Origin of the sequence: Clostridium ljungdahlii DSM 13528 (genome assembly GCF_000143685.1) — a bacterium.
Lineage (GTDB): Bacteria > Bacillota > Clostridia > Clostridiales > Clostridiaceae > Clostridium_B > Clostridium_B ljungdahlii.
On record NC_014328.1, the window covers coordinates 4,601,301 to 4,623,197 of the forward strand.

The following is a 21,897-nucleotide window of genomic DNA, read 5'->3' on the forward strand; positions in this document are numbered from 1 at the left end:
AACATATTTTATTGTTATCTATTGTTTTTATCTTTTATTTTGTTGTATTTTATCTACATTCGTTATTAAATCAACCTCTTATTTCAAATTTATTTACTATTTTAAAACCTTTGGAAATATTAATATTATATTTTTTACTACTTTATAAATATCTTAATAGATACTAGCTTTATTGGATAGACTATACCACAGTATTCACTAAAACCTTATTATCATTTGTTACTAAAATTGTACAACTAATAAGTAGATAAAAGATTAGTTATATCTATTTTAGAATTATCTTTACTTAAGTCTCAAAACAACATAAAGCAACATTTTGTATTGCTTTCTATAGATTTAAGGACTATATTCTGTTACAATAAATAATATATTATAGTTTTATATACTAATGGGAGGTATTTTGTCCTATGCTAGCAATAGAAAGAAAACAAAAGATAAAAGAAATTATTATGAACGAAAAAAAGATTTATGTAAATAATTTAAGTAAACTATTTGAAGTTACAGAAGAAACTATTCGTCGAGATTTAGAAAAATTAGAACAGGAAGGCATCGTAACAAGAACTTATGGAGGGGCTATATTAAATAGAGAACAGACTAATGATGATCAACCATTCTTGAAAAGAGCAACAAGAAATTTAGATGCAAAACAAAAACTTGCCCTAAAAGCACTTCCATTTATAAAAGAAAAATCTACAATTATGGCAGATTCAAGTTCTACTGTTCTAGAATTATTGAAACTATGCAAAGGAATTAAAGATATTACTGTTATGACCAATTCCATTGAAATATTAAATAGTTTATCAAGATCCTCCGTAAATGTTATTTCAACTGGAGGAATTTTTAATTACAATTCAATGTCATTAACAGGTTCTATCTCCAAAGATGTTATAAAAAAATATAATGTTGACTTAGCTTTTATAAGTTGTAAGGGACTTGATAAAAATAAAGGTATTACTGATTCTAATGAATCTGAAGTTGAACTTAAAAGAGCTATGGCTAGTCAATCTAGCAAAGTATTTCTATTAGTAGACAGTTCAAAGTTTACCAAAGTAGCTTTTATCCACTTGTTTGATTTTAATAATATAGACTATATAGTTACAGATATTAGTCCTTCTCAAGATTGGATAGATTTTTTACATAAACACAATATAGAACTTATCTTCTAAATCCTTACTCCATATATTTGGGGGATGAGCATAGATTTAATTTTTATATAAATCTATGTTCATCTCCATCCAAAAATTAACATCTGGTTCATTAAAGCCTATGTGCCCATTAGCTCCTATTCCTAATAAGTATGCCCAAGAAATTTATGATGTAGGAGTAAGAACTATAACAGTTACTGTAAACGCTGTGGATCCATGTATTGGAAGTAAAATTATATATCCTATGTAAATAAGGTAAATTCGGTATTGATTCCAGGCATTAATAACCAACATATAGGTTCAATAGCTAAAACTGTTAAAGACGCAGGAATATTTCTATACAACATCATGCCATTTATACCTCAACACGACTTCAGCCATATTCCTGTTCCTACATAAGAGTTTTTCAAAGGCTGCTAAAGAAATTTATATTACTCAACAGGGCTTAAGCAAGGCAATTAGTAATTTGGAAGAAGAACTTCAATATCCTTTACTTCATACTACACCTAAAGGAATCAAAATAACAAAATATGGGCAATACTTGCAAAAACGATCGGAACATATTGTACAGGAGTTTGATTTGATTTTAGATGACATGAATAAAATGGCTAATATCAATGAGGGAACTCTAACCGTATGTTTTAGCTTTGGAGTTCTTAATGCTCTATCACCAGATATTATATCTGACTTTCAAAAAACTTATCCTAACATTAAGTTAGTTATAAAAACTTATCCTGATTCAATTTGTGAAGAAGTTGTTATGAATGAAAAAGCAGATCTAGCTGTTTCAATTGGCCCTATTAATGAAAAAACTTTTAATTCTACTGCCATTAAATCTCAGTATCCTTGCATTTTAGTAAATAAAAAAAATCCATTGTCTAAAAAAACATCAGTGGATTTTAAAGAATTAAAAAACGAAAGATTTATTATTCTTAATGAAAAATTTCATTTTTATCACAACTTTATTAATAAATGCAGAGAATCAGGTTTTGAACCAAATATAGTCTTTACTACCTCAGAAATTATTACCGTTCATAAACTAAGTCATTTCAATAAAGGTATTGGAATAAGTATTGATTTCATGGCTAAAGATATTAACTATGAGGACATTTATCCGATTCCTTTTAAAGACCCTTCTTTCAAATGGGAAATTTGTTTAATAACTAAGAAACATCGATTTGAGCCCAATTTAGTGAAAATATTCACAAATTATATGCTAAATTACTAAAACTACTATACATGCGCTATTTTTACTTACTAAGCTGCCGTAACCTCTGTACTATAATTAATTGGATTTCCAGTTGCACTCAAAAGCCAAAAGATAAGCAGTTGTAATTCCTATAACCATTCATTTTTTGGCAGTTATAGCAGCATTTGACCCTGCAGGCCTACTGATTATCAATTAGCATTTTTATATTATGCTAATTAAATTTTTTTAGATACTTCTTCCAATACTTCAGCAGTTGAAGAAAGTTCTTGAATAGATGAAGTTATTTCCTCTATTGCACTACTTGCTGCCTCAAAATTGGAATTTGATTTATTTATGCTATTAGTAACAAGCTCCATAGAGCTAGTAATTTCTTTTAGAACAGAATCAATTTCTTTAACTGATTCACTACTTGATTTAGACAACTTTCTTATTTCTTGTGCAACTACACCAAATCCTTTTCCATTATCTCCTGCTCTTGAAGCTTCAATAGCTGCATTTAATCCTAAAAGATTTGTCTGCTTTGAAATGCTTTGTATAAATTTCAAGATTTCATTTGTATCTTTAGCATTTTTATTAGCTTTATTTAATGCATTAGAAGTATCTTCATTTGAGTTAACTATGTTTTGGATTTGCTCACAAATATCACTGCTTGCCAAAGACATTTGTTTAAGAGAACCAGATACATTTTTAGATAGAGTCAGCACCTTATCCATATTTTCAAGACTTTGTGCTGCTAGCAAAAGACCTATCACCTTGTTATTGTTGTCTTTAATTGGAATTGAATATGATCTAAAACGTACTCCATACAATTCTTTAGGAACAACTTCTATTACTGGTTTCCCAGTTTTTAATGCCTCAGCTGGAGGACCTACTTTAGGTATCGGATCTCCTTCCTTGTCTCCTAAACTTAGTTTATCGCTGTAAAGAATTTTCAAAATTTTTTCTGTATCAGTAATATATATAGTCATATGATGATAAAAAAGTATATCTATGTATTGCAGTGAATCATTTAAAGAATTGAATATTGTATTTTCAACTATTGGTGATAACATATCTTTCCCCCCAAGTAATTTACTATAAATACAACATATATTATACATCTTATTTATATAAATTGAAATATATCCCTTACATTTGTATATAAGTAAATTTGTGTTGAATCCACCATATGTCTATTTTATGAAAAAACTACAAATAAGAAAACACCCAATAGTCTCCTGCAATATTACTACAATAAACAAGTGGGTATTTCCATTTAATATTAAATCTAAGGCTTACTATATTGTAAGGCTTTTCTCCCTTCATCACCAGTACTTATACGTATAACGTTTTCAATATCATAAACAAATATTTTTCCATCACCCATTTCTCCTGTATGAAGTACTTTTTTAGCAGTTTCAATAACAAGCTCTACGGGTACCTCACAGACTACCACTTCTAATTTTACTTTTGGTAGTAGATTAATATCCATGGTCAACCCACGATAATATTCCTTATAACCTTTTTGTACTCCGCACCCTAAAACATTTGTAACAGTCATACCTGTAACACCAATGTCATTTAATGCTTCTCTTAATTCCTCTAATTTAGCTTTGTGAGTAATAATATCCACCTTTTTAAGTTTATTACCCATTGTTTTACCTCCCTTATTAAATATATTTCAGTTTCTTTCATAATTCTACTAGCATTGATCTGGATACTTAAAATGTACAAATCCGTAAATTAATCCTTTACATAATATTATATCAAGTACGATTTCAAAGGTTACCTACTCTTTTCAGATTTTAATTCCGAAATCACTTAAAATACAAATTTATATTATGTATTTAAATTTTATACTATTTTATAAAGACTTTTCAACTATATTTTTATATTTATATTAAACTTACAATCCTCCATAGGCTTCTTCACCATGTTCTGTAATATCTAAACCCATCTGTTCATCTTTTTCACTTGCTCTTATACTGCTTACGACATTAATTACTTTAATTATAATAAATGTAACTACTGCTACATATATAATACTAGATAAAATGCCTATAACCTGAATTCCAATCAATTTCGGATTTCCATGTATTAATCCATTTCCACCAGCTGAATTTACTGACTTCCATGCAAATATTCCAGTAGCGATTCCCCCCATATTCCTCCTACACCATGACATCCAAAGATATCTAATGCATCATCATATCCAAACTTAGCCTTAATAAAAGTAATAGATATATAACATATAACTCCTGCTACTAAACCAACAATCATTGAAGCTAGAGGGCTTACAAAACCTGCAGCTGGAGTTATAGCTACAAGACCTGCAACTATTCCACTAACAACTCCAAGAGAAGTTACTTTCTTTCTATAAGTAAATTCACAAACACTCCAACTTACTACCGAAACTGCTGCAGTTACTATGGCAAACATAAGCTGAAATAGCATAAATGCTTGCTGTGGAATTGTACTTCCATAATTGACGTTTGGCGCAAATTCTACTCCTTTTAAGCCAGCAAAATTAAGACCACCTATTAATCCTCCTATATCCTTTCCAAAACATAGTGTATACCCTAAAGGATATAAATTTTAATTAAACACCCTATAGTGGTATTAAGTCCAATCAAAGAACACACAAAAACACCCACTAGTCTACTGTAATATCACTACAATAAACAAGTGAGTGTTTCTGTATTTAGAACCTGTGAAATTCTTTCTTGGTGCTCCTAGCAGGATTCGAACCTGTGACCTACTGATTACGAATCAGTTGCTCTACCATCTGAGCCATAGGAGCAAAACACAATACTATTTTAATACAAAATTCTATTTTAATCAAATATAAAAAAAATTTTTTTATATTGTTATCATAATCATCCAAATATGATTGATTTCTTAGCATATCTTGAAAATATATGGATAATACTAAATTATATAGTTAGCTCTAATAATAACTAATCATATCTATGCCATTCATTTATTTTTAGACTTTGACTTTCTTTGACCTTTATTGTACTATAATAACTGTAATAAGGATTTACAAAATATAAAAACAATTTAGAAAACATAGAAAATAAAATCTATAAGGAGGTATTCATTATGTTTGATATGGTTCCATTTAGAAGAAACAATTCTTTAAAAAGAGGTGATGCATTCGATAACTTTGTAGATTCATTCTTTAATAATGACTTTTTCGCACCTATGAACATGAATAGTTTTGACAATGGTTTTAAAGTTGATCTTAAGGAAAATGAAACTTCTTATGTAGTTTGTGCTGATCTACCAGGAATAAATAAAGATTCCATAGACTTAGATTTTAACAACAATTATTTGACTATATGTGCAAAAAGAGATGATTCTATTGAAGATAAAAATGAAAACTTTGTAAGGCGTGAAAGAAGATACGGTGAATTCAAAAGAAGTTTTTACATCGACAATGTAGATGATTCAAATATTACAGCTTCCTTTAAAGATGGAGTTTTAAGAGTTGATCTTCCAAAACTTAATAGAGAAAAAGGAAACGGCAAAAAAATAGATATACATTAATAAAATTTGATAATTTTTAGAAAATAATAAAATTTTATTTAGGAGGTATTCATTATGTTTGATATGGTTCCATTTAGAAAAAACAATTCTTTAAAAAGAGGCGATGCATTCGATAACTTTGTAGATTCATTCTTTAATAATGACTTTTTTGCACCTATGAACATGAATGGTTTTGGCAATGGTTTTAAAGTTGATCTTAAGGAAAATGAAACTTCTTATATAGTTTGTGCTGATCTACCAGGAATAAATAAAGATTCTATAGACTTAGACTTTAATAATAACTACTTGACCATATCTGCAAAAAGGGATGACTCTATAGAAGATAAAAACGAAAACTTTGTAAGACGTGAAAGAAGATATGGTGAATTCAGAAGAAGTTTTTATATTGATAATGTAGATGACAAAAACATTACAGCTTCTTTTAATGATGGAGTTTTAAAAGTTATCCTTCCAAAACTTTCACAAGGTAAAAGACAAGGTAAGAAAATAGATATACAATAAAAAATTACTTACTACGAAATCAATATAATCAGACTAAAAAGCACTGTAAATAAACTTTACAGTGCTTTTTAGCTATTCCTGATGTATAACATCTAAATTACCAAACTTACTGAACTGACCCATCCAGGCCAATTTTACAGTGCCTGTAGGACCATTTCTCTGTTTTGCAATAATACATTCCGCAACATTTTTATCTTCTGTATCCTTATCATAGTATTCATCCCTGTACAAAAACATAACTATATCTGCATCCTGCTCTATTGATCCGGATTCTCTTAAATCTGACAGCATAGGTCTATGGTCCGTTCTAGCTTCAGGCGCACGTGATAATTGGGACAAGGCAATAACAGGACATTCCATTTCCTTTGCTAGTGCTTTTATGGATCTGGATATCTCTGAAACTTCCTGCTGCCTATTCTCTGAGCCTTTACCTCCACTCATAAGCTGTAGGTAATCCACAACTATCATATCTATACCATGTTCCATCTTTAATCTTCTGCATTTAGACCTCATTTCCATAATGGTTATACCTGCAGTATCATCTATAAATATCTTTGCAGCAGCAAGAGGCCCTGAAGCTCTAGCTATATTTTCCCAGTCCTTATCTTCTAAATTTCCCGTTCTTAAATTAAGCATATCTACATGTGCCTCGGAACATAAAAGCTTATAAGCTAATTGTTCTTTTGACATTTCAAGAGAAAACATAGCTATTTTTTTACCTTCCCTTAAAGCCGCATATTCCGCTATATTTAAGGCAAAAGTTGTTTTACCCATAGAAGGCCTAGCCGCCACAAGTACCATATCTCCCTTTTGAAAACCTGACGTCTTAGCATCTAACTCTCTAAATCCAGAGGCTACTCCTGTAGTTTCACCTTTATTGTTAAATAACCTCTCTATTTCAGTAAATCCTCTTTCAAGTACAACATTCATAGGCTCAAAATCAGAAACTTTTCTATTACTTGACAAATCAAATATAGATTTTTCAGCCATATCAATGGTTCCTACAACATCATCCTGATTTTTATAACTTTCTTCTATTATCTTGGTAGAAGCCCTAATAAGTTTTCTCAGAACAGATTTATCTTTTACAATTTTTATATAGGATTTTAAATTAGCAGTGGACACTATTGATCCGCTTAGTTCACTTATATAAGTTATACCACCTGCTGCTTCAAGTTTTGATCTCGATTTTAAGTTTTCAGTCAAAGTTATTATGTCTACAGCTATATCTTTTTTATACAAATCAAGTATTGAATCAAAAATAACCTTATGTGAATCCTTATAAAAATCCTCGGTGTTTAGAACTTCCATAGCTTCAGCTATGGAAGTTTTATCAATAAGCATAGATCCAATTACACCTTGTTCAGCCTCTATATTATGAGGTATGCTTCTAATAGATGTATCCATACAGATGTCTCACTCCCTAGAATTAAATGTTACCATTTGCTTAATTGATCTACAGGTGAAATAGAAATTGTTTCAAATTAACACTCTGTTTATTTAGAATCAGAAGATCAATTCTATAAGTTCCTCAATATTTGATACAGCCTTAATTTCTATATCCTTAATATCAGTAGGTACTTCTTTTAAATTTTCTACAGGTAGTAACATTGTCTTTATTCCCTTTCTCCTAGCACCATAAGCTTTTTCAAATATTCCACCTACAGGTTTTATCTTTCCTCTTAAAGATATCTCTCCTGTTACAGCTACATCTTGCCTTAAAGGTTTTTGTAAAAGGGCGCTTATAATACATACTGTAATAGCAGCTCCTGCTGAAGGACCATCAATCCTTCCTCCGCCTATTACATTTACATGGATATCATAATCACTCATATCTTTATCTGTTATTTTTCTTATAACTGAAGCTGCATTAAATACAGAATCTTTTGCCATACTTCCTGCTGTATCATTAAATCTTACAATTCCCTTGCCTTTTTCTTTAGCTTCAAATGTAACAGCTTCTATCTCTATAGTAGAGCCTATATATCCACTTACTCCTAATCCATAAATATGGCCAATTTCATAGGTAGACTTTGAAGGCACTTCTTCAAAAGGTACAAATCTACTTATAGATATAACCTTCTTTAAATCCTCTACTGAAATTTTAACTTTATCATTTAAATCACTTATTCCATTATTATAAAGTACATACCCATAGACATCTGATAATATGTTAATAGCTTTTCTACCTTCAATTGTATATTTACTTATAAGTTCAGAAACCCCACTCTCAATTTCAATATTAAGTTTTTCAGCGGCATCTTCCACTATTCTCTGTATGTCCTTCACAGAAAGCGGCTCAAAATAAACCTCAGTACATCTTGATCTAAGGGCAGGATTTATTTCACTTGGCTCTCTAGTTGTAGCTCCTATAAGTAAAAAATCTGCAGGAGCTCCCTTTTCAAATAAATACTTTATATACTTAGGTATATTCTCATCATCTGGATCATAATATGAAGATGAAAACTCAACTCTTTTATCTTCCAGTACTTTTAGCAACTTATTCTGGAGCATTTCATCCAATTCTCCTATTTCATCAATGAAAAGAACTCCACCATGAGCTTCTGTAACAAGTCCAGGTTTTGGTTCTGGTACTCCTACTTCCGCTAAGTCTCTCTTAGTTCCTTGATATATAGGGTCATGTACAGATCCAAGAAGTGGATTTGTAATTTCCCTAGGATCCCACCTTAAAGTACTTCCATCTACCTCTACAAACTTAGCATCTTTTCTAAAAGGTGTAAATTTTAACTTTTTTGCTTCTTCTAAAGCAATTCTAGCTGCTGTAGTTTTCCCTACTCCCGGCGGCCCATATAAAATTATATGCTGCGGATATGGTGATGCTATTTTAGACAGTATAGACTTTATAGCTCTCTCTTGGCCAATTATTTCATCAAAAGTTTCTGGTCTTAGAAGTTTTTGAATGTTTTTGCTAAGCCCCTTAGAATCCAGTACCTCAAGTTGAGCATACTTTTTCAAGGTTTTTGCGTTTTCAGGTCCTTTTCGCTTTTTTATAATACTGAGTCTAACCTCATCCATATATTTGTCCTGATGTTCTGTAAGGTTTTTCTCTACTTCCTTTTCAATCTTAGTTCTTACATATCTTTCTGCTAATGTTTCTGCTATCCAATTGTTGGTGCTTTCTAGTGCATCATATACATTTGATTCATCTGGTATCTCAGTTAATCCTTTTCCATCACTAACTATTTTATTTAGAGCATATATTCTTTCAAATAAATTCTCACTATTCATATAGCCTTTTAAATTATACCTTACTACTCTGGCATTCACAGTACCTTTATCCATTATCTTTTTCAAAAGATCATATAAAACTTTTACTTGAGTATTTATTGGAATAGAATCATTTAATTCCCTATTTAATCCATCAACAAATTGTAATTTCACAAATTTTCCTCCTTATTTCTCTGCAATAACTACTTTTATTTTAGTGGATATCTCAGGATACAATTTAACTTCTACATCATAGGTACCAAGTTGTCTTATGTTGTTAACTGCTATTTTCTTTTTATCCACATTTATATGAAATTTTTTGTTTAATTCATCTGAAATGTCTTTTCCTGTTATTGATCCAAACAACCTTCCATTTTCCCCTGATTTTACAGTTAGTTTTATCTCTTTGCCCTTTAAGCTAGCAGCAAGTTTTTGTGCTGCTTCTATTTCAGCAAGTTTTTCTTTTCTCTCTGCTTCCTTTTTGTTATTCAATATATGAAGATTTGACTGATTTGCTTCTTCTGCAACTCCCCTTGGTATTAAATAATTTCTAGCATATCCATCTGAAGCATTTATTACTTGCCCTTTTTTCCCTAAAGTTTTTACGTCCTTTAATAATATAACTTTCATCTATTCTTCACTCTCCTCAGTATATTCATTTATAGCCTCATCTAATTTTTCTATAGCCTCATCTATGGTTACAGATTCTAATTTAGCTCCTGCCATAGTCATATGTCCTCCCCCTCCTAGGCCTTCAAGTATAATTTGAACATTTATATCCCCTAAGGATCTAGCACTAATAAATACTTCATCTTTTATTTTAACAAAAACAAAGGATGCTTGAATACCTGTAATATTTAGTAGCTCATCTGCTGCTTGGGCAACTAATAATAAATTTGCCATTTCTGGGGGACATACTGCTATAGCAATACCATTATTTATCTTTGCTGATTTTATAATTTCAGCTCTCTTTAAATAAGTTTCAAAATCATAGGAAAAAAGCTTTTTTATATCTATGGTGTCTGCTCCCAATCTTCTTAAAAATGAAGCGGCTTCAAAAGTTCTTACACCAGTTTTAAAATAAAAATTCTTTGTATCCACACATATGCCTGCTAGAAGTGCTTCTGCCTCTATTGGCTTTATATTTGGTTTTTCTACCATATAAGGCAGCATTTCAGTAACCAATTCAGAGGTAGATGAAGCATAAGGTTCAATGTAACTTAAAAGAGAATTTTTAATGAGATCTGTAGTTCTTCTATGATGATCTATTATAACTATTCTATCAAACTTCTTAACTAATTGCATATTTTGTACATGTCCTTCACTATGTACATCTACAATTATAAGAAGGCTATTTTCATCTATCTTATCTTCACAATTTTTGCTGTGTATAAAAACATTATCGTATTCCTTCTCTTCTTTTATCTTATCTAATATAACTTTTATGCTTTCATTACTATCATCTAATATGATAAAGCATTCTTTATTCATTAAACTAACTACACTGCGAATTCCAACAGCAGATCCTAAACAATCTATATCTGGTTTCATGTGTCCAATTATAAATACATTTCTACTATCCTTTATTATATCTACAAGAGCCTGAGCTATTACCCTAGCCCTTACTTTTGTTCTTTTTTCAATTTCCTTAGTCTTTCCTCCATAAAACAAAAGTTTATCTCCATTTTTTACAACTGCCTGGTCTCCTCCACGTCCTAGTGCCAATTCCTTAGCCGATACTGCATATTTTTCATTCTCCAAGGGAGTATCACCACCCCTGCCAATTCCAATACTTAAAGTTACTGCAAGTTTATTTCCCATATTTATTTCTCTAATAGTATCAAGTATTTCAAATTTCTTTTCCATTTCTTTTTCTATGTACTTATTTTGTATGCAAAATACATATTTATTTGATTCATACTTTCTTATCATAGCATTTAAATTCTGAGCATAACTATTTATAGTTCTTTCTATTTCAGCTATTATAAGTGGTCTATCATCTTCTTCCATAGGCTTTACTACATCATCAAAATTGTCCACTTCCATTAACATTACTGCATCTTTGTTTGCATTTACTGAATTCATAATTTTAAAGGGTTTTGTTACATCATAGAAATATAAGAGCATAATTTTATCTTTAGAGTTTTCTGAAGTATCAACTATATTAGTATATATATCATAATATTTGTCCTTAATCTTTATATATCTAAATATAGTTTCCTTTCCATTTGCCACCTGCTTAACATTAAAATCTCTTACCACATTCTTAATATTTTGACCTAGTATATCCTTTCCTTCTAGTATGGAGGAAAAGTTTTGATTATACCAGAGTACATCACCGGTGATTTTTATTATAACAAGTGGGAAAGGAAGCTTTACAAGTGTATTTCTGGTAGCTATATCAAGTTGAGATGAAAAATCTTCTATAAACTTTTTCCACTTACTCTTTTTATATTCGGTATTTTTTACATTGTAAATTACAAGAAATGCATATAGACAGATAGCTATAATTCCTACTATCATATGCCCATATGCCATCAATATTAAAATAAGAAGAGCAATTATCACCATGTACACTTTATTACCCTTTATAAAGTAATTGTACTTATTATCCATTAAATGAGCCCCCAGTTACTATTTTTTCAATTTTCTATAAGGGTCTAGTTTTCTAAAGTCAAATACCATGTCTATAAATCCAGCCAAGCCATACACTAGGGACAGCTTAGTCATAACTGTAAATACTATAATCAAAACAATAATTTTTTTAGATACCTTATACCTATTCATAAGATAGTATGTAATCAATGATACTCCATCTAGTAAAAATACAAGTTCAAGTATAAGTCCTGAAGAATTAATTAAATACTGTCCAATTGCCATGTTGTTTCTGTTAAATAATATTCCTAAAACAAGTATAACACCAACTAATGTTCCTATTCTTGTATTCATATACCATTGATTAAAAGGTTTTGCTTCATTAACTTCATATTTTAACTTTTTAAGCACAACCCTTGTTATTGTGTAATTTAGATATGCCAAAATAACTGAACTAGCTATAATTACTCCTGGAATAAGTCTCATAATATATTCTGGTGTAAACATCTTAATTAAATCTTCTATAGGTGCCAGTTGACTGCTGGATACGCCTGCCTGCTGATAAATACTTTTACTTATTTCCATGGACTGGTTGAAATTTTTCACTATTTTACTTACAAAACCATATATTCCATCATTACTCATTAAAGTTATGTATATAGTGGTATAGATTGTTGTTCCTAAAGCCATTGCTATGGAAAGAAAGATAATTGTAGTTCCAAAATTTTTTTTATTTTTCACACAATATCCTAGTACAACTCCCGTAAATCCAACCATTATCATTGAAGATATTGCATATATAGGATTGTAAAACATTGCTATAAATATACCACTAGCTATTACAGAAATCAAAGTAACCTTATAATTATGCCTAATATACAAAATCGTTATAGGTATTGGTACTATAAAATTAGCAACTAAGGAAGCTATAGGTACATATATGTTTACAAGCATTATTATTACTGTAAGTGCTATGGTAAGCCCTGCTTCTGCTAAGGCTCTTGTGTTATATGTCTTATTCTGCATTTTTACCTCCATTATTCCCTTTCTTTGAGATAACTATATAGTTTACTTAAATCTTTGCCATCCTTTTCTATTTTGTCTTCTTCAATTATACCAATTTTCAATTTCTTTTTCATAGTTTGATCTACTGATTTATGTGAATAACCAAGCCTCTCTGCAAGTAAATATAATACTATTATTCCCCCGGAAATACAGTCTAGTATGGATTCTTGTGCTACATTACTGCCTCTTGTAAGCAATTTAAAAAAATCTGCTACTATACATAAAAGATTAGCCTTTAAATCTTCTATTATCTTAACATTATACATTATGTTGAAATTTTCTTTTTTCATACAATCATCCTCCTAGCCTTTAATTATATTTTAGTTGCTTTCATAGCTTTATGCAATAAATTAACATTGATTATGCTGCCAAATCATACATAAATTAAATCTATAGTAAAAAAACTAAATATAATTTAAAAAAAGTGAAGAATAAAAATTCTTCACTTTATAAACTACTCTGTTGTAAATGGCAGTAAAGCTATGTTTCTAGCTCTCTTTATAGCTACTGTAAGTTCTCTTTGATGTTTTGCACAGTTTCCAGAAATTCTCCTTGGAAGGATTTTTCCTCTTTCTGTAACATATTTTCTTAATTTATTTATATCTTTATAATCTATAAATTCAGATTTGTCCATACAAAAAGCACAAACTTTTCTCTTAGCTCTTCTCATTTTGCCGGAATTTCTTCTTCCGCCTTCTCTATTATTTGCCATAATGCTTTCCCCTCCTTACTTTTAAAAAGGTATATCTCCATCATCTACTGGAGTAATATCCTCTCCATAAATATTCTCATCAAAGTTTTGAGTTTTTCCAAAATTTTCAGATGAAGTTTGATTATATGAGTTCTTTGCAGATTTCTCTCCCCATTCTAGGAATTGAACTTCTTCTGCAATAACCTCAGTAACATATCTTCTAGTACCGTCTTTAGCTTCATAATTTCTAGTCTGGATTCTACCACTAATACCTATAAGTTTTCCTTTACTCATATAATTTGCAGTAGATTCAGCTTGTTTTCCCCATACAACTATAGGGATAAAATCTGCCTCTTTTTGCCCATCTTTAGAAAATCTCCTATCAACGGCTATAGTAAAAGTGGTAACTGCTGTACCATTTCCTGGTGTAAATCTCAATTCTGGATCTTTGGTTAATCTTCCAATTAAAACAACCTTATTCAATCAAAACACCACCTATTTTTCATCCTTTACTATTATATGTCTTATAACTGTATCTGTAATCCTGAATACTCTGTCTAACTCTTTTGGTAATTTAGGATCAGCATTAAAATTTATTAAGGTATAATATCCTTCGTTAACTTTGTTTATTTCATAGGCAAGTTTTCTCTTACCCCAAACATCAACGTTTTCTATTACTCCTCCACCATTTTCTATTACACCCTTAAACTTTTCTATGTTAGCTTTGCAAGCTTCTTCATCTAATGATGGTTGTAATATAAATATAGTTTCATACTTACTCATTGATTCCACCTCCTCCCTTTGGGCTAATGGCTGTGATTTCACAGCAGGGACTACAGTTATTCATTTTACTACTTTTTTAACATTAAATCAATTAATTTTTTTAATTATTGTGTCTCTTTTTCATCAGGTGAATTTTGCTTAATTATTTTTTTTACACTTTTCTCAAATTTATTTCTTGGAAGCATAACTATTCTTCCACATCCACAGCACTTAATCTTTATATCTGCCCCAAGTCTTATTACTTCCCACTCATTACTACCGCAAGGATGTCCTTTCTTCATTTCAACTACATCACCAATGTAATAAACTTTTTTCATGTACTATTCCCCCTTTAAATTTTTTATTACTAAATAAGGAGTTTTTATGTTTTCCTTTTTTAAAGTTTCTCCTATTTCTCTTCTAAGTTTCATCTCCATATCCCACTGTGTCATAGCCTTAGCCTTACCAGCTACTCTAATGGTTACTCTGTTATCTTTTATATTTGTTATTCCCTGAACAGTAGGTGCTTGGGTAATTGAACTATTTTCTTTGGCAAAATTCTCACACAATTGTGTCATTATTTCTATGACTTTTTGAATATCCTCATCATAAGAAATTTCCACATCTACTGTAATTCTTATGCTCCCCTTAGAATGATTGGTTACTTTTGAAATGAGTCCATTAGGTATTATATGAAGATCTCCATTAAAATCCCTTACTTTAGTAACTCTAAGCTCCATACTTTCTACGATGCCACTTTTATCATCTATACTTATGTAATCCCCTACGGAAAATTGATCCTCAAATAATATAAAAAATCCATTTATAATGTCTTTTATAATGCTTTGAGCACCTAATCCAACAGCCACACCTCCTATTCCTGCAAAAGTTAAACCAGTTACACCTACTTTAGGTGATATGACTGTAATTATTGTAAATATTCCAAAAAAGTATACTGAATACCTTAATACACTTTTTAAAATAGCTCCTATAGTTTTAGCTCTTTTATCATTCAATGAAATTCTAAAATCTTTCTGCCTTGAAACATATCTATTTATTATTTTGTTTCCTAGTTTAACGATGAGATACATAACTATAAGTATAAATATCACTTTAATAATTATCCAAACAAAATTATACATAGCTTGTGTGGATATGGATAATTTACCTATACTAATATTATCTCCATACATACTAACTTTAAGAAAAGAAAAAACACCACTTTCTTTCATGTTTTACCTCCAGAATTATAAGCAAATTTGCTTATATCCTAAACTACTTCTTTCATAAATATTTTTAATAGTTAACTTTTCTTCATTTATCAAACTTTTTACTGTATCTATATCCTTACTGTCAATTTTTATACTTATACCACAGCTTTTAGTTATAACTATTGGTGTAGGCATTATATTTACGTCTATTCCCTGTTCTTTTAAAATTTTTTCCCCATTTATAGCTCCGTGAGTATTTTTAAAAGTTACTACATAATATTCTTTCATAATTATAATCTCAGTTTATTAAAGCTGAACCTCCTTGTAAAATTTTACTATTATTTTATATACAACAACTCTAGATTACTTTATAATTATTGTATAAAGATTTACTTTTAGTGCATAATTTTAATAAAATTCTTTAAAACCAATACTTATTTTTTATATACTATTATATCAGAAATATGTTTTTTACGGATATATCATATAAACTTAACTAATAATTTATCTGATAATTGCCTACTTACTACCACGAACTCTGTGCAAGCAACTATCACCAAATCAAAGATTTGGGAATATCTGCTTTCCCCAATAAGTAGAATTTATTGATAATCTAAATTGTAAAATCTATATATCTAACAATATAATTATATAACAAAACACATTTTATTTTTATATAAACATAAAAAATATGTTTTATTTAATTTATTAATTAGAGAAAATCAAGAAGGGAGCTTTTAAATCGTGAATGAATTTATAAATAAAATAAATAGAATTAGTTTATTTATTATACTTTATACTATAATTTTCTTAGTATTCTTCAGTACACTTAATTACACATTGCCATTTGTTTTAGCTTTTGCTTTTGCTCTAATACTAAAAAGGCCTACTATTTTTATTTCGAGAAAACTTAGAATCAACCATGCTCTATCCTCTTTAATTACTACTATAATATTTTTTACCGTAATAATAACAGTACTATCATTTGGAATAACGGTAGTTACACAAGAAACTATACAATTAGGTAAAAACACTCAGCTATACATTTCTAGGAATTCTGATAACGTTTATAACTCTTTTTACAAATTACAAAAATACTATAATAACTTAGACCCTTATATAATAAATGCTTTAGAAAAAAACTTTACAAGTTTTATTACTAAATTATCAAATATAGCAGTAACTGTTTCAGGTAAATTAGTTTCTTCTTTAATAAACCTATTGACTACAATTCCTTACATATTAATGGTAATATTTTTCACACTACTTGCCACATATTTTTTTACTAGAGATATGACTTCTTCTAAAATAAGTATGAATACTTTGATACCGCAAAACAAAACAGATAAGATATTAAAAATATATAATGAAAGTAAACGGATGTTGGAAAATTACATACTATCCTATCTTATAATAATTTTAATAACTTTTTTGGAAACACTCATAGTATTTTCACTGTTTAAAATTAAATATGCCTTAATCCTCAGTATAATTTGTGCTATAGCAGACTTACTTCCTATTATAGGAATTGGCGCTATATATTTACCTCTTGCTATTATTTATCTTGCAATATTTAATAATTACATCACATGCACGGGATTAATTATATCTTACATTTTGGTTTCAGTTATAAGACAAATTATAGAACCTAAAATAGTTTCTTCATCTCTTGGTGTACATCCTGTAGCCGTATTAGCAGCGTTATTTATAGGCTTAAAAGCAGACGGATTTATAGGCATAATATTTTGCATATTTTTAGTTGTATTTTTTAATATATTTCATAAATTAGACATGCTGTAAAATTTTATAATAAAAAATGTTAATTATACGTATAATTAACCTCCATATGGCAAAAATCATAATATAGGAGGTTTTCTTATGATTAAAAAATTAACGTTAGATTCCACATGTAGAAATTCCGTATACACTTTAAGAGATAAAATAAGTGATGAAATATATCCCGTTGTTAAATCAGGTAGAACTATAGTAATACTTTGTATAGGAACAGATCGGTCTACTGGAGATAGTTTAGGTCCAATAGTAGGAGATAAATTGAAGTTTCTAATGAGGAATAAAGTTGAACTATATGGTAATTTACAGTATCCAGTGCATGCAAAAAATCTTAAAAATATTATAACTGAAATAAATTCTAAATACAACAAACCTTTTATAATAGCAATTGATGCTTGCCTTGGCACTATTCAAGATGTAGGCAAAATAATAATAGAAACAAAGCCTCTTACCCCCGGATCTGCAATGAAAAAATCATTACCTCAAGTAGGAGATTTAAGTATAACAGGCATCGTAAATATCTGTGGAGCCATGGAATTTATGGTATTACAAAATACTCGATTGTTTACTGTTATGCAACTTGCAGACACAATTTCTAGAGGGTTATATCATTCCATATTAAAGACTATAGGTGGTAAAAAGAATACAAGTTTTTTTCAAAATATAGAAGCTTAATGTTTTACTTATACTAAAATACTCTATCTCTAAGTATATACTCTATTTCTTCTATATTCTTTTTTCCTAAATCAATTATTAGAATATCCTTGTTCTTTATATTTAAGTTTGCAAGTCCATCATCTTTTAGCTTGCAAATTATAACATTATATTTAGTATCTGAATCATCTGTTACTATTATATATCCTCTTTTTTGCAATTCATAACTTATATAACTTAGATTCTTAGTAACATATATTTTCATATAAAAAACCTCCTTAAAAGATAATTTTCCCTTAAGGAGGTTCTTTATGTAAGTTATTATATTTTCTTATTTACACATTCTTCTAAAACTTGTTTTTCTTCTTGAGATAACTCATATCTTGACATTCCGCTATCAATAGGTTTTGCATAAGTAGTACTCTCATCTCTTCCATATATTCCTGTAATTATTACACCATCATTTTTCCCATCTAGTAGTGCAACTGAAAAACTCAAGTCACTTCCTACATCCTCAAAAGCCCTGTATCTTATAATGGATATTTTTTGAATGCAGTCTTTTATTTTTAAATTTAAGCTATTATAAAGTTCTTTCATGTCTTTAGATTGTTCTTTTACATCATCTATATTATCTAAGTAACCTACAATAAGTTCTTCTAAATTCTTATTGTTTGAACCTCTCATGATTTTTCTATACCTTTTTTCCAATCTACTTAAAGATGTAAAAATCACCATATTCATAATTAACAATATCAATACTAATACAGCTAATCCAATTATAATATAAGGTTGTAAACTTCCTATTAAGCTAATAATATTTTGCATATCTTTCTCCTTTCATAAAAATGTTTCACATGAAACATTTAAACAAGACGTATTAAATTTTTAGTATATCTAATATTCTCTGCAAATCTTCTTGAGAATAATATTCTATTTGTATTTTTCCTTTATTTTTTTTATCCATTAGTGAAACCTTAGTACCAAATAAATCCTCTAGTTTTTCTCTTATATCTACATAATAGGGATTTGCTTTTTTTATATTATCATTCTTAGCTGCCTTACTAGAATTTAGATTTTTAATAATTTTTTCTATATCTCTAACTGTTAAATTTTCATCTATTATATTTTGTGCTAATTTATATTGTAGTTCTCCATCGTCCACACCCAGGAGTGCTCTACCATGCCCTTCTGTAATAACTCCATCTATTATATATTCTTGAACTCTACTGTCTAAATTCAAAAGTCTCATACAATTAGTAATTGCAGTCCTCGATTTACCTATCTTTACACTTAATTCTTCTTGAGTTAAATTAAAATCATTAATTAATCTCTTATAAGCTAAAGCCTCTTCTATTGGATTTAAATCCTGTCTCTGTATATTTTCTATAAGGGAAATTTCTAGGATTTCCTTATCAGATAAATTCATTATGATTGCAGGCACTTCTTTAATATTAGCTAATTTTGCAGCTCTCCATCTTCTCTCACCTGCAACTATGCTATATGCATCATCTCCTATTTTATTAAGTATAAGTGGTTGTATTATACCATGCTCTTGTATTGACTGAGAAAGTTGTAATATTTTTTGTTCATCAAAGTTTTTCCTAGGTTGAGTTTTATTTGCACTTATTAAGTCAATATCAATAAGTATTGTATCCTTTTTGCTTTCTTCCTTCTCTTCTAACGCACTTTCAGGTATCAATGCTCTAAGTCCTTTACCTAATCCATATTTTTTATTCAAATCTCACTCACTCCTTTTGCCTATGCAAAAATTCTTTAGTTAATCTTTCATAAGCTTTAGCACCTTTACATTTATCATCATAAAGTACTATAGGTAGTCCAAAACTAGGAGCTTCAGCTAATCTTATATTTCTAGGTATGGTACTTTTATATACTTTATCTTTAAAATATTTTTTTACTTCTGAAATCACTTGAGTAGACAGATTAGTTCTCCCATCACACATACTCATAATAACCCCCTCAATTTTTAAGTCTTTATTTAAGGATTCTGTTATCAATTGTACTGTGTTAACTAGTTGTCCAACACCTTCCAAAGCATAAAATTCACATTGGATAGGTATAATCACACTATTTGATGCTGTAAGTGCGTTTATAGTCAAAAGTCCCAAAGACGGAGGACAATCTATAAATATAAAATCAAATTTAGCTTTTAACTTTTTTAAATTATTCTTTAATATATTTTCTCTGTTTTCTTTATTTATTAATTCCACTTCAGCTCCAGCTAGTTCTATAGTTGATGGCACTATAGAAAAATTATCTATCAATTCACATTTTTTTATAACATTATCTATCTCAACATCTGAAGTTAATATATCATATATAGAAGCATCTAATTTTTCCTTATCAATTCCCAATCCGCTAGTAGTATTACCTTGAGGATCAATATCTATATTCAATATTTTATATCCTTGCATAGCCAAATAAGCACTTAAATTGATACAAGTAGTAGTTTTACCAACCCCACCCTTTTGATTAAATATGGATATTACCTTCATTTAAATTCCCTCCTTCCAGCTTTATATATTCATCTTTTCTAATTATATATTTTTATTTAAAAGAATAAAAGAGTTTTTATTGTTAATTAACATTTAAATTTTTATAAAAAAATAAAATGTTTCATGTGAAACATTTTATTTTTTAGGAATAGTAATTATAATCTGAACCTCTTCGTCTGAATCCTCTGAAGTATACTTTGCATTCAACCCATATTTATCAAAAATCTGCTTAATTGTATTTATATATACTTTAGGAGAAAATATTCCTTTTATTTTCTTTCTTTTATTTTTTTTATTACTGGTGAGCTTGTCCAATTCTTTATTGATAAGTTCTTCTGTTTTCTTTACATTCAAAGATTTCTTAATTACGATCTTTAATATTTTTTTCTGAATCTCCAATGTTGGAAGTTTTAATAAGGCTCTCGCATGCCTTTCAGTTAAGTTATTCTCTAGTAACATAATTCTAATTTCTTTATCAAGTCTAAGAAGTCTAATCTTATTTGCAATAGTAGATTGCTTTTTTCCTATAGTTTCAGCTAGTTTCTCTTGAGTATAAGAATGATCCTTTATTAAATTATAGTATGCTTCTGCTTCTTCCAAAAAATTTAAATTTTCCCTCTGCAAATTTTCTAAAAGTGCAATTGCAGCAGATTCTTTATCACTTATGTCTACTATTATTACAGGAACTTCAGTAAGTCCTGCCTTTTTTGCTGCTCTCAGTCTTCTTTCCCCAGCAACTAATTCGTACTTATTTTCACCTAATTTTCTTACTGACAGTGGTTGAACTATTCCATATGAACTTATAGATTGAGCTAACTCTTCTAAACTTTCTTCATTAAAATATTTTCTCGGTTGATATACATTAGGTAAAATTAAATCTACGGGTATATAATTAACGTTCTTTTGCATATTTAACCATCCCTCTTATGTTTCCTATTGTTAACATTTCTTCACGGTTTTATAAAATCCTTCTAATTTATATAATTTTTATCCGACAAATTGT

25 protein-coding genes, 1 tRNA gene and 1 pseudogene are annotated in these 21,897 nt (G+C 29.2%); 6 read left to right on the top strand and 21 right to left on the bottom strand.

What is annotated here, in order from left to right; translation table 11 throughout:
- Nucleotides 1–407: 407 nt before the first annotated feature.
- Both CLJU_RS21000 and CLJU_RS21005 read left to right on the top strand, forming a co-directional pair.
- Nucleotides 408–1,166, top strand: coding sequence for a DeoR/GlpR family DNA-binding transcription regulator (locus tag CLJU_RS21000; protein WP_013240826.1), 759 nt, complete (start codon nucleotides 408–410; stop codon nucleotides 1,164–1,166).
- Between the two features lie 364 nt (nucleotides 1,167–1,530).
- On the top strand, nucleotides 1,531–2,373 hold the full coding sequence (locus tag CLJU_RS21005; protein ID WP_242825739.1) for a LysR family transcriptional regulator: 843 nt from the start codon (nucleotides 1,531–1,533) through the stop codon (nucleotides 2,371–2,373).
- 197 nt (nucleotides 2,374–2,570) lie between these two features.
- Here CLJU_RS21005 and CLJU_RS21010 read toward each other — a convergent pair whose 3' ends face one another.
- From CLJU_RS21010 to CLJU_RS21025, 4 genes and pseudogenes are all read right to left on the bottom strand, one after another.
- Nucleotides 2,571–3,407 carry a methyl-accepting chemotaxis protein gene (locus CLJU_RS21010; protein WP_013240828.1) on the bottom strand — a complete coding sequence of 279 codons (837 nt, stop codon included), beginning with the start codon at nucleotides 3,405–3,407 and terminating at the stop codon, nucleotides 2,571–2,573.
- Nucleotides 3,408–3,622: 215 nt separating this feature from the next.
- Nucleotides 3,623–3,988 carry a P-II family nitrogen regulator gene (locus CLJU_RS21015; protein ID WP_013240829.1) on the bottom strand — a complete coding sequence of 122 codons (366 nt, stop codon included), beginning with the start codon at nucleotides 3,986–3,988 and terminating at the stop codon, nucleotides 3,623–3,625.
- 252 nt (nucleotides 3,989–4,240) lie between these two features.
- A pseudogene (locus CLJU_RS21975) lies at nucleotides 4,241–4,917 on the bottom strand (ammonium transporter); the annotation flags it as partial.
- A 141-nt stretch (nucleotides 4,918–5,058) separates the two neighbouring features.
- Nucleotides 5,059–5,134, bottom strand: a tRNA-Thr gene (locus CLJU_RS21025).
- A 302-nt stretch (nucleotides 5,135–5,436) separates the two neighbouring features.
- Between CLJU_RS21025 and hsp18 (CLJU_RS21030) the strand changes: the two genes are divergently transcribed.
- Nucleotides 5,437–5,883 (top strand): heat shock protein Hsp18, encoded by a 447-nt coding sequence (hsp18, locus tag CLJU_RS21030; protein ID WP_013240832.1) that lies wholly within the window; start codon nucleotides 5,437–5,439, stop codon nucleotides 5,881–5,883.
- A 54-nt stretch (nucleotides 5,884–5,937) separates the two neighbouring features.
- Entirely contained in the window at nucleotides 5,938–6,384 is a 447-nt protein-coding gene (gene hsp18, locus CLJU_RS21035) for a heat shock protein Hsp18 (protein ID WP_013240833.1), read from the top strand.
- A 72-nt stretch (nucleotides 6,385–6,456) separates the two neighbouring features.
- Here hsp18 (CLJU_RS21035) and CLJU_RS21040 read toward each other — a convergent pair whose 3' ends face one another.
- The 12 genes from CLJU_RS21040 to CLJU_RS21095 all read right to left on the bottom strand — a co-directional run bounded on the left by CLJU_RS21040 (nucleotide 6,457) and on the right by CLJU_RS21095 (nucleotide 16,224).
- Nucleotides 6,457–7,791 (bottom strand): replicative DNA helicase, encoded by a 1,335-nt coding sequence (locus tag CLJU_RS21040; protein ID WP_013240834.1) that lies wholly within the window; start codon nucleotides 7,789–7,791, stop codon nucleotides 6,457–6,459.
- Between the two features lie 99 nt (nucleotides 7,792–7,890).
- Nucleotides 7,891–9,786, bottom strand: a complete 1,896-nt coding sequence (lonC, locus tag CLJU_RS21045; RefSeq protein ID WP_013240835.1) for a Lon family ATP-dependent protease — start codon at nucleotides 9,784–9,786, stop codon at nucleotides 7,891–7,893.
- A 12-nt stretch (nucleotides 9,787–9,798) separates the two neighbouring features.
- Complete coding sequence (gene rplI, locus CLJU_RS21050; RefSeq protein ID WP_013240836.1) at nucleotides 9,799–10,242, bottom strand: 50S ribosomal protein L9; 444 nt, start codon at nucleotides 10,240–10,242, stop codon at nucleotides 9,799–9,801.
- Complete coding sequence (locus tag CLJU_RS21055; protein WP_013240837.1) at nucleotides 10,243–12,228, bottom strand: DHH family phosphoesterase; 1,986 nt, start codon at nucleotides 12,226–12,228, stop codon at nucleotides 10,243–10,245.
- A gap of 18 nt (nucleotides 12,229–12,246) precedes the next feature.
- Complete coding sequence (locus tag CLJU_RS21060; RefSeq protein ID WP_013240838.1) at nucleotides 12,247–13,233, bottom strand: YybS family protein; 987 nt, start codon at nucleotides 13,231–13,233, stop codon at nucleotides 12,247–12,249.
- Between the two features lie 11 nt (nucleotides 13,234–13,244).
- Nucleotides 13,245–13,562 (bottom strand): MazG-like family protein, encoded by a 318-nt coding sequence (locus tag CLJU_RS21065; protein WP_013240839.1) that lies wholly within the window; start codon nucleotides 13,560–13,562, stop codon nucleotides 13,245–13,247.
- Between the two features lie 164 nt (nucleotides 13,563–13,726).
- The gene (gene rpsR, locus CLJU_RS21070) at nucleotides 13,727–13,984 is read right to left on the bottom strand and encodes a 30S ribosomal protein S18 (RefSeq protein WP_013240840.1); all 258 of its coding nucleotides are present in this window, start codon (nucleotides 13,982–13,984) and stop codon (nucleotides 13,727–13,729) included.
- Between the two features lie 21 nt (nucleotides 13,985–14,005).
- Entirely contained in the window at nucleotides 14,006–14,446 is a 441-nt protein-coding gene (locus tag CLJU_RS21075; protein ID WP_013240841.1) for a single-stranded DNA-binding protein, read from the bottom strand.
- Between the two features lie 12 nt (nucleotides 14,447–14,458).
- The gene (rpsF, locus tag CLJU_RS21080) at nucleotides 14,459–14,746 is read right to left on the bottom strand and encodes a 30S ribosomal protein S6 (protein ID WP_013240842.1); all 288 of its coding nucleotides are present in this window, start codon (nucleotides 14,744–14,746) and stop codon (nucleotides 14,459–14,461) included.
- A 104-nt stretch (nucleotides 14,747–14,850) separates the two neighbouring features.
- Nucleotides 14,851–15,063: a DUF951 domain-containing protein gene (locus CLJU_RS21085; RefSeq protein ID WP_013240843.1), complete on the bottom strand. Its 213-nt coding sequence runs from the start codon at nucleotides 15,061–15,063 to the stop codon at nucleotides 14,851–14,853.
- A 3-nt stretch (nucleotides 15,064–15,066) separates the two neighbouring features.
- Nucleotides 15,067–15,957 (bottom strand): mechanosensitive ion channel family protein, encoded by an 891-nt coding sequence (locus tag CLJU_RS21090; RefSeq protein WP_013240844.1) that lies wholly within the window; start codon nucleotides 15,955–15,957, stop codon nucleotides 15,067–15,069.
- 15 nt (nucleotides 15,958–15,972) lie between these two features.
- A complete protein-coding gene (locus CLJU_RS21095; protein WP_013240845.1) occupies nucleotides 15,973–16,224 on the bottom strand; it encodes a putative Se/S carrier protein in 252 nt (83 codons plus the stop codon).
- Between the two features lie 456 nt (nucleotides 16,225–16,680).
- On the opposite strand from CLJU_RS21095, the gene ytvI reads away from it, so the two are divergent.
- Nucleotides 16,681–17,736 carry a sporulation integral membrane protein YtvI gene (ytvI, locus tag CLJU_RS21100; protein WP_013240846.1) on the top strand — a complete coding sequence of 352 codons (1,056 nt, stop codon included), beginning with the start codon at nucleotides 16,681–16,683 and terminating at the stop codon, nucleotides 17,734–17,736.
- A gap of 78 nt (nucleotides 17,737–17,814) precedes the next feature.
- A complete protein-coding gene (gene yyaC, locus CLJU_RS21105; RefSeq protein ID WP_013240847.1) occupies nucleotides 17,815–18,402 on the top strand; it encodes a spore protease YyaC in 588 nt (195 codons plus the stop codon).
- A gap of 13 nt (nucleotides 18,403–18,415) precedes the next feature.
- Here the strand turns inward: yyaC and CLJU_RS21110 are convergent, their stop codons facing one another.
- The 5 genes from CLJU_RS21110 to noc all read right to left on the bottom strand — a co-directional run bounded on the left by CLJU_RS21110 (nucleotide 18,416) and on the right by noc (nucleotide 21,803).
- Complete coding sequence (locus CLJU_RS21110) at nucleotides 18,416–18,646, bottom strand: YkuS family protein (protein ID WP_013240848.1); 231 nt, start codon at nucleotides 18,644–18,646, stop codon at nucleotides 18,416–18,418.
- Between the two features lie 56 nt (nucleotides 18,647–18,702).
- Entirely contained in the window at nucleotides 18,703–19,206 is a 504-nt protein-coding gene (locus CLJU_RS21115) for a DUF4446 family protein (RefSeq protein WP_013240849.1), read from the bottom strand.
- A 52-nt stretch (nucleotides 19,207–19,258) separates the two neighbouring features.
- Nucleotides 19,259–20,119: a ParB/RepB/Spo0J family partition protein gene (locus CLJU_RS21120; RefSeq protein WP_013240850.1), complete on the bottom strand. Its 861-nt coding sequence runs from the start codon at nucleotides 20,117–20,119 to the stop codon at nucleotides 19,259–19,261.
- A 7-nt stretch (nucleotides 20,120–20,126) separates the two neighbouring features.
- Nucleotides 20,127–20,894, bottom strand: a complete 768-nt coding sequence (locus tag CLJU_RS21125) for a ParA family protein (RefSeq protein WP_013240851.1) — start codon at nucleotides 20,892–20,894, stop codon at nucleotides 20,127–20,129.
- A 135-nt stretch (nucleotides 20,895–21,029) separates the two neighbouring features.
- A complete protein-coding gene (gene noc / locus CLJU_RS21130; RefSeq protein ID WP_013240852.1) occupies nucleotides 21,030–21,803 on the bottom strand; it encodes a nucleoid occlusion protein in 774 nt (257 codons plus the stop codon).
- Between the last annotated feature and the right edge of the window lie 94 nt (nucleotides 21,804–21,897).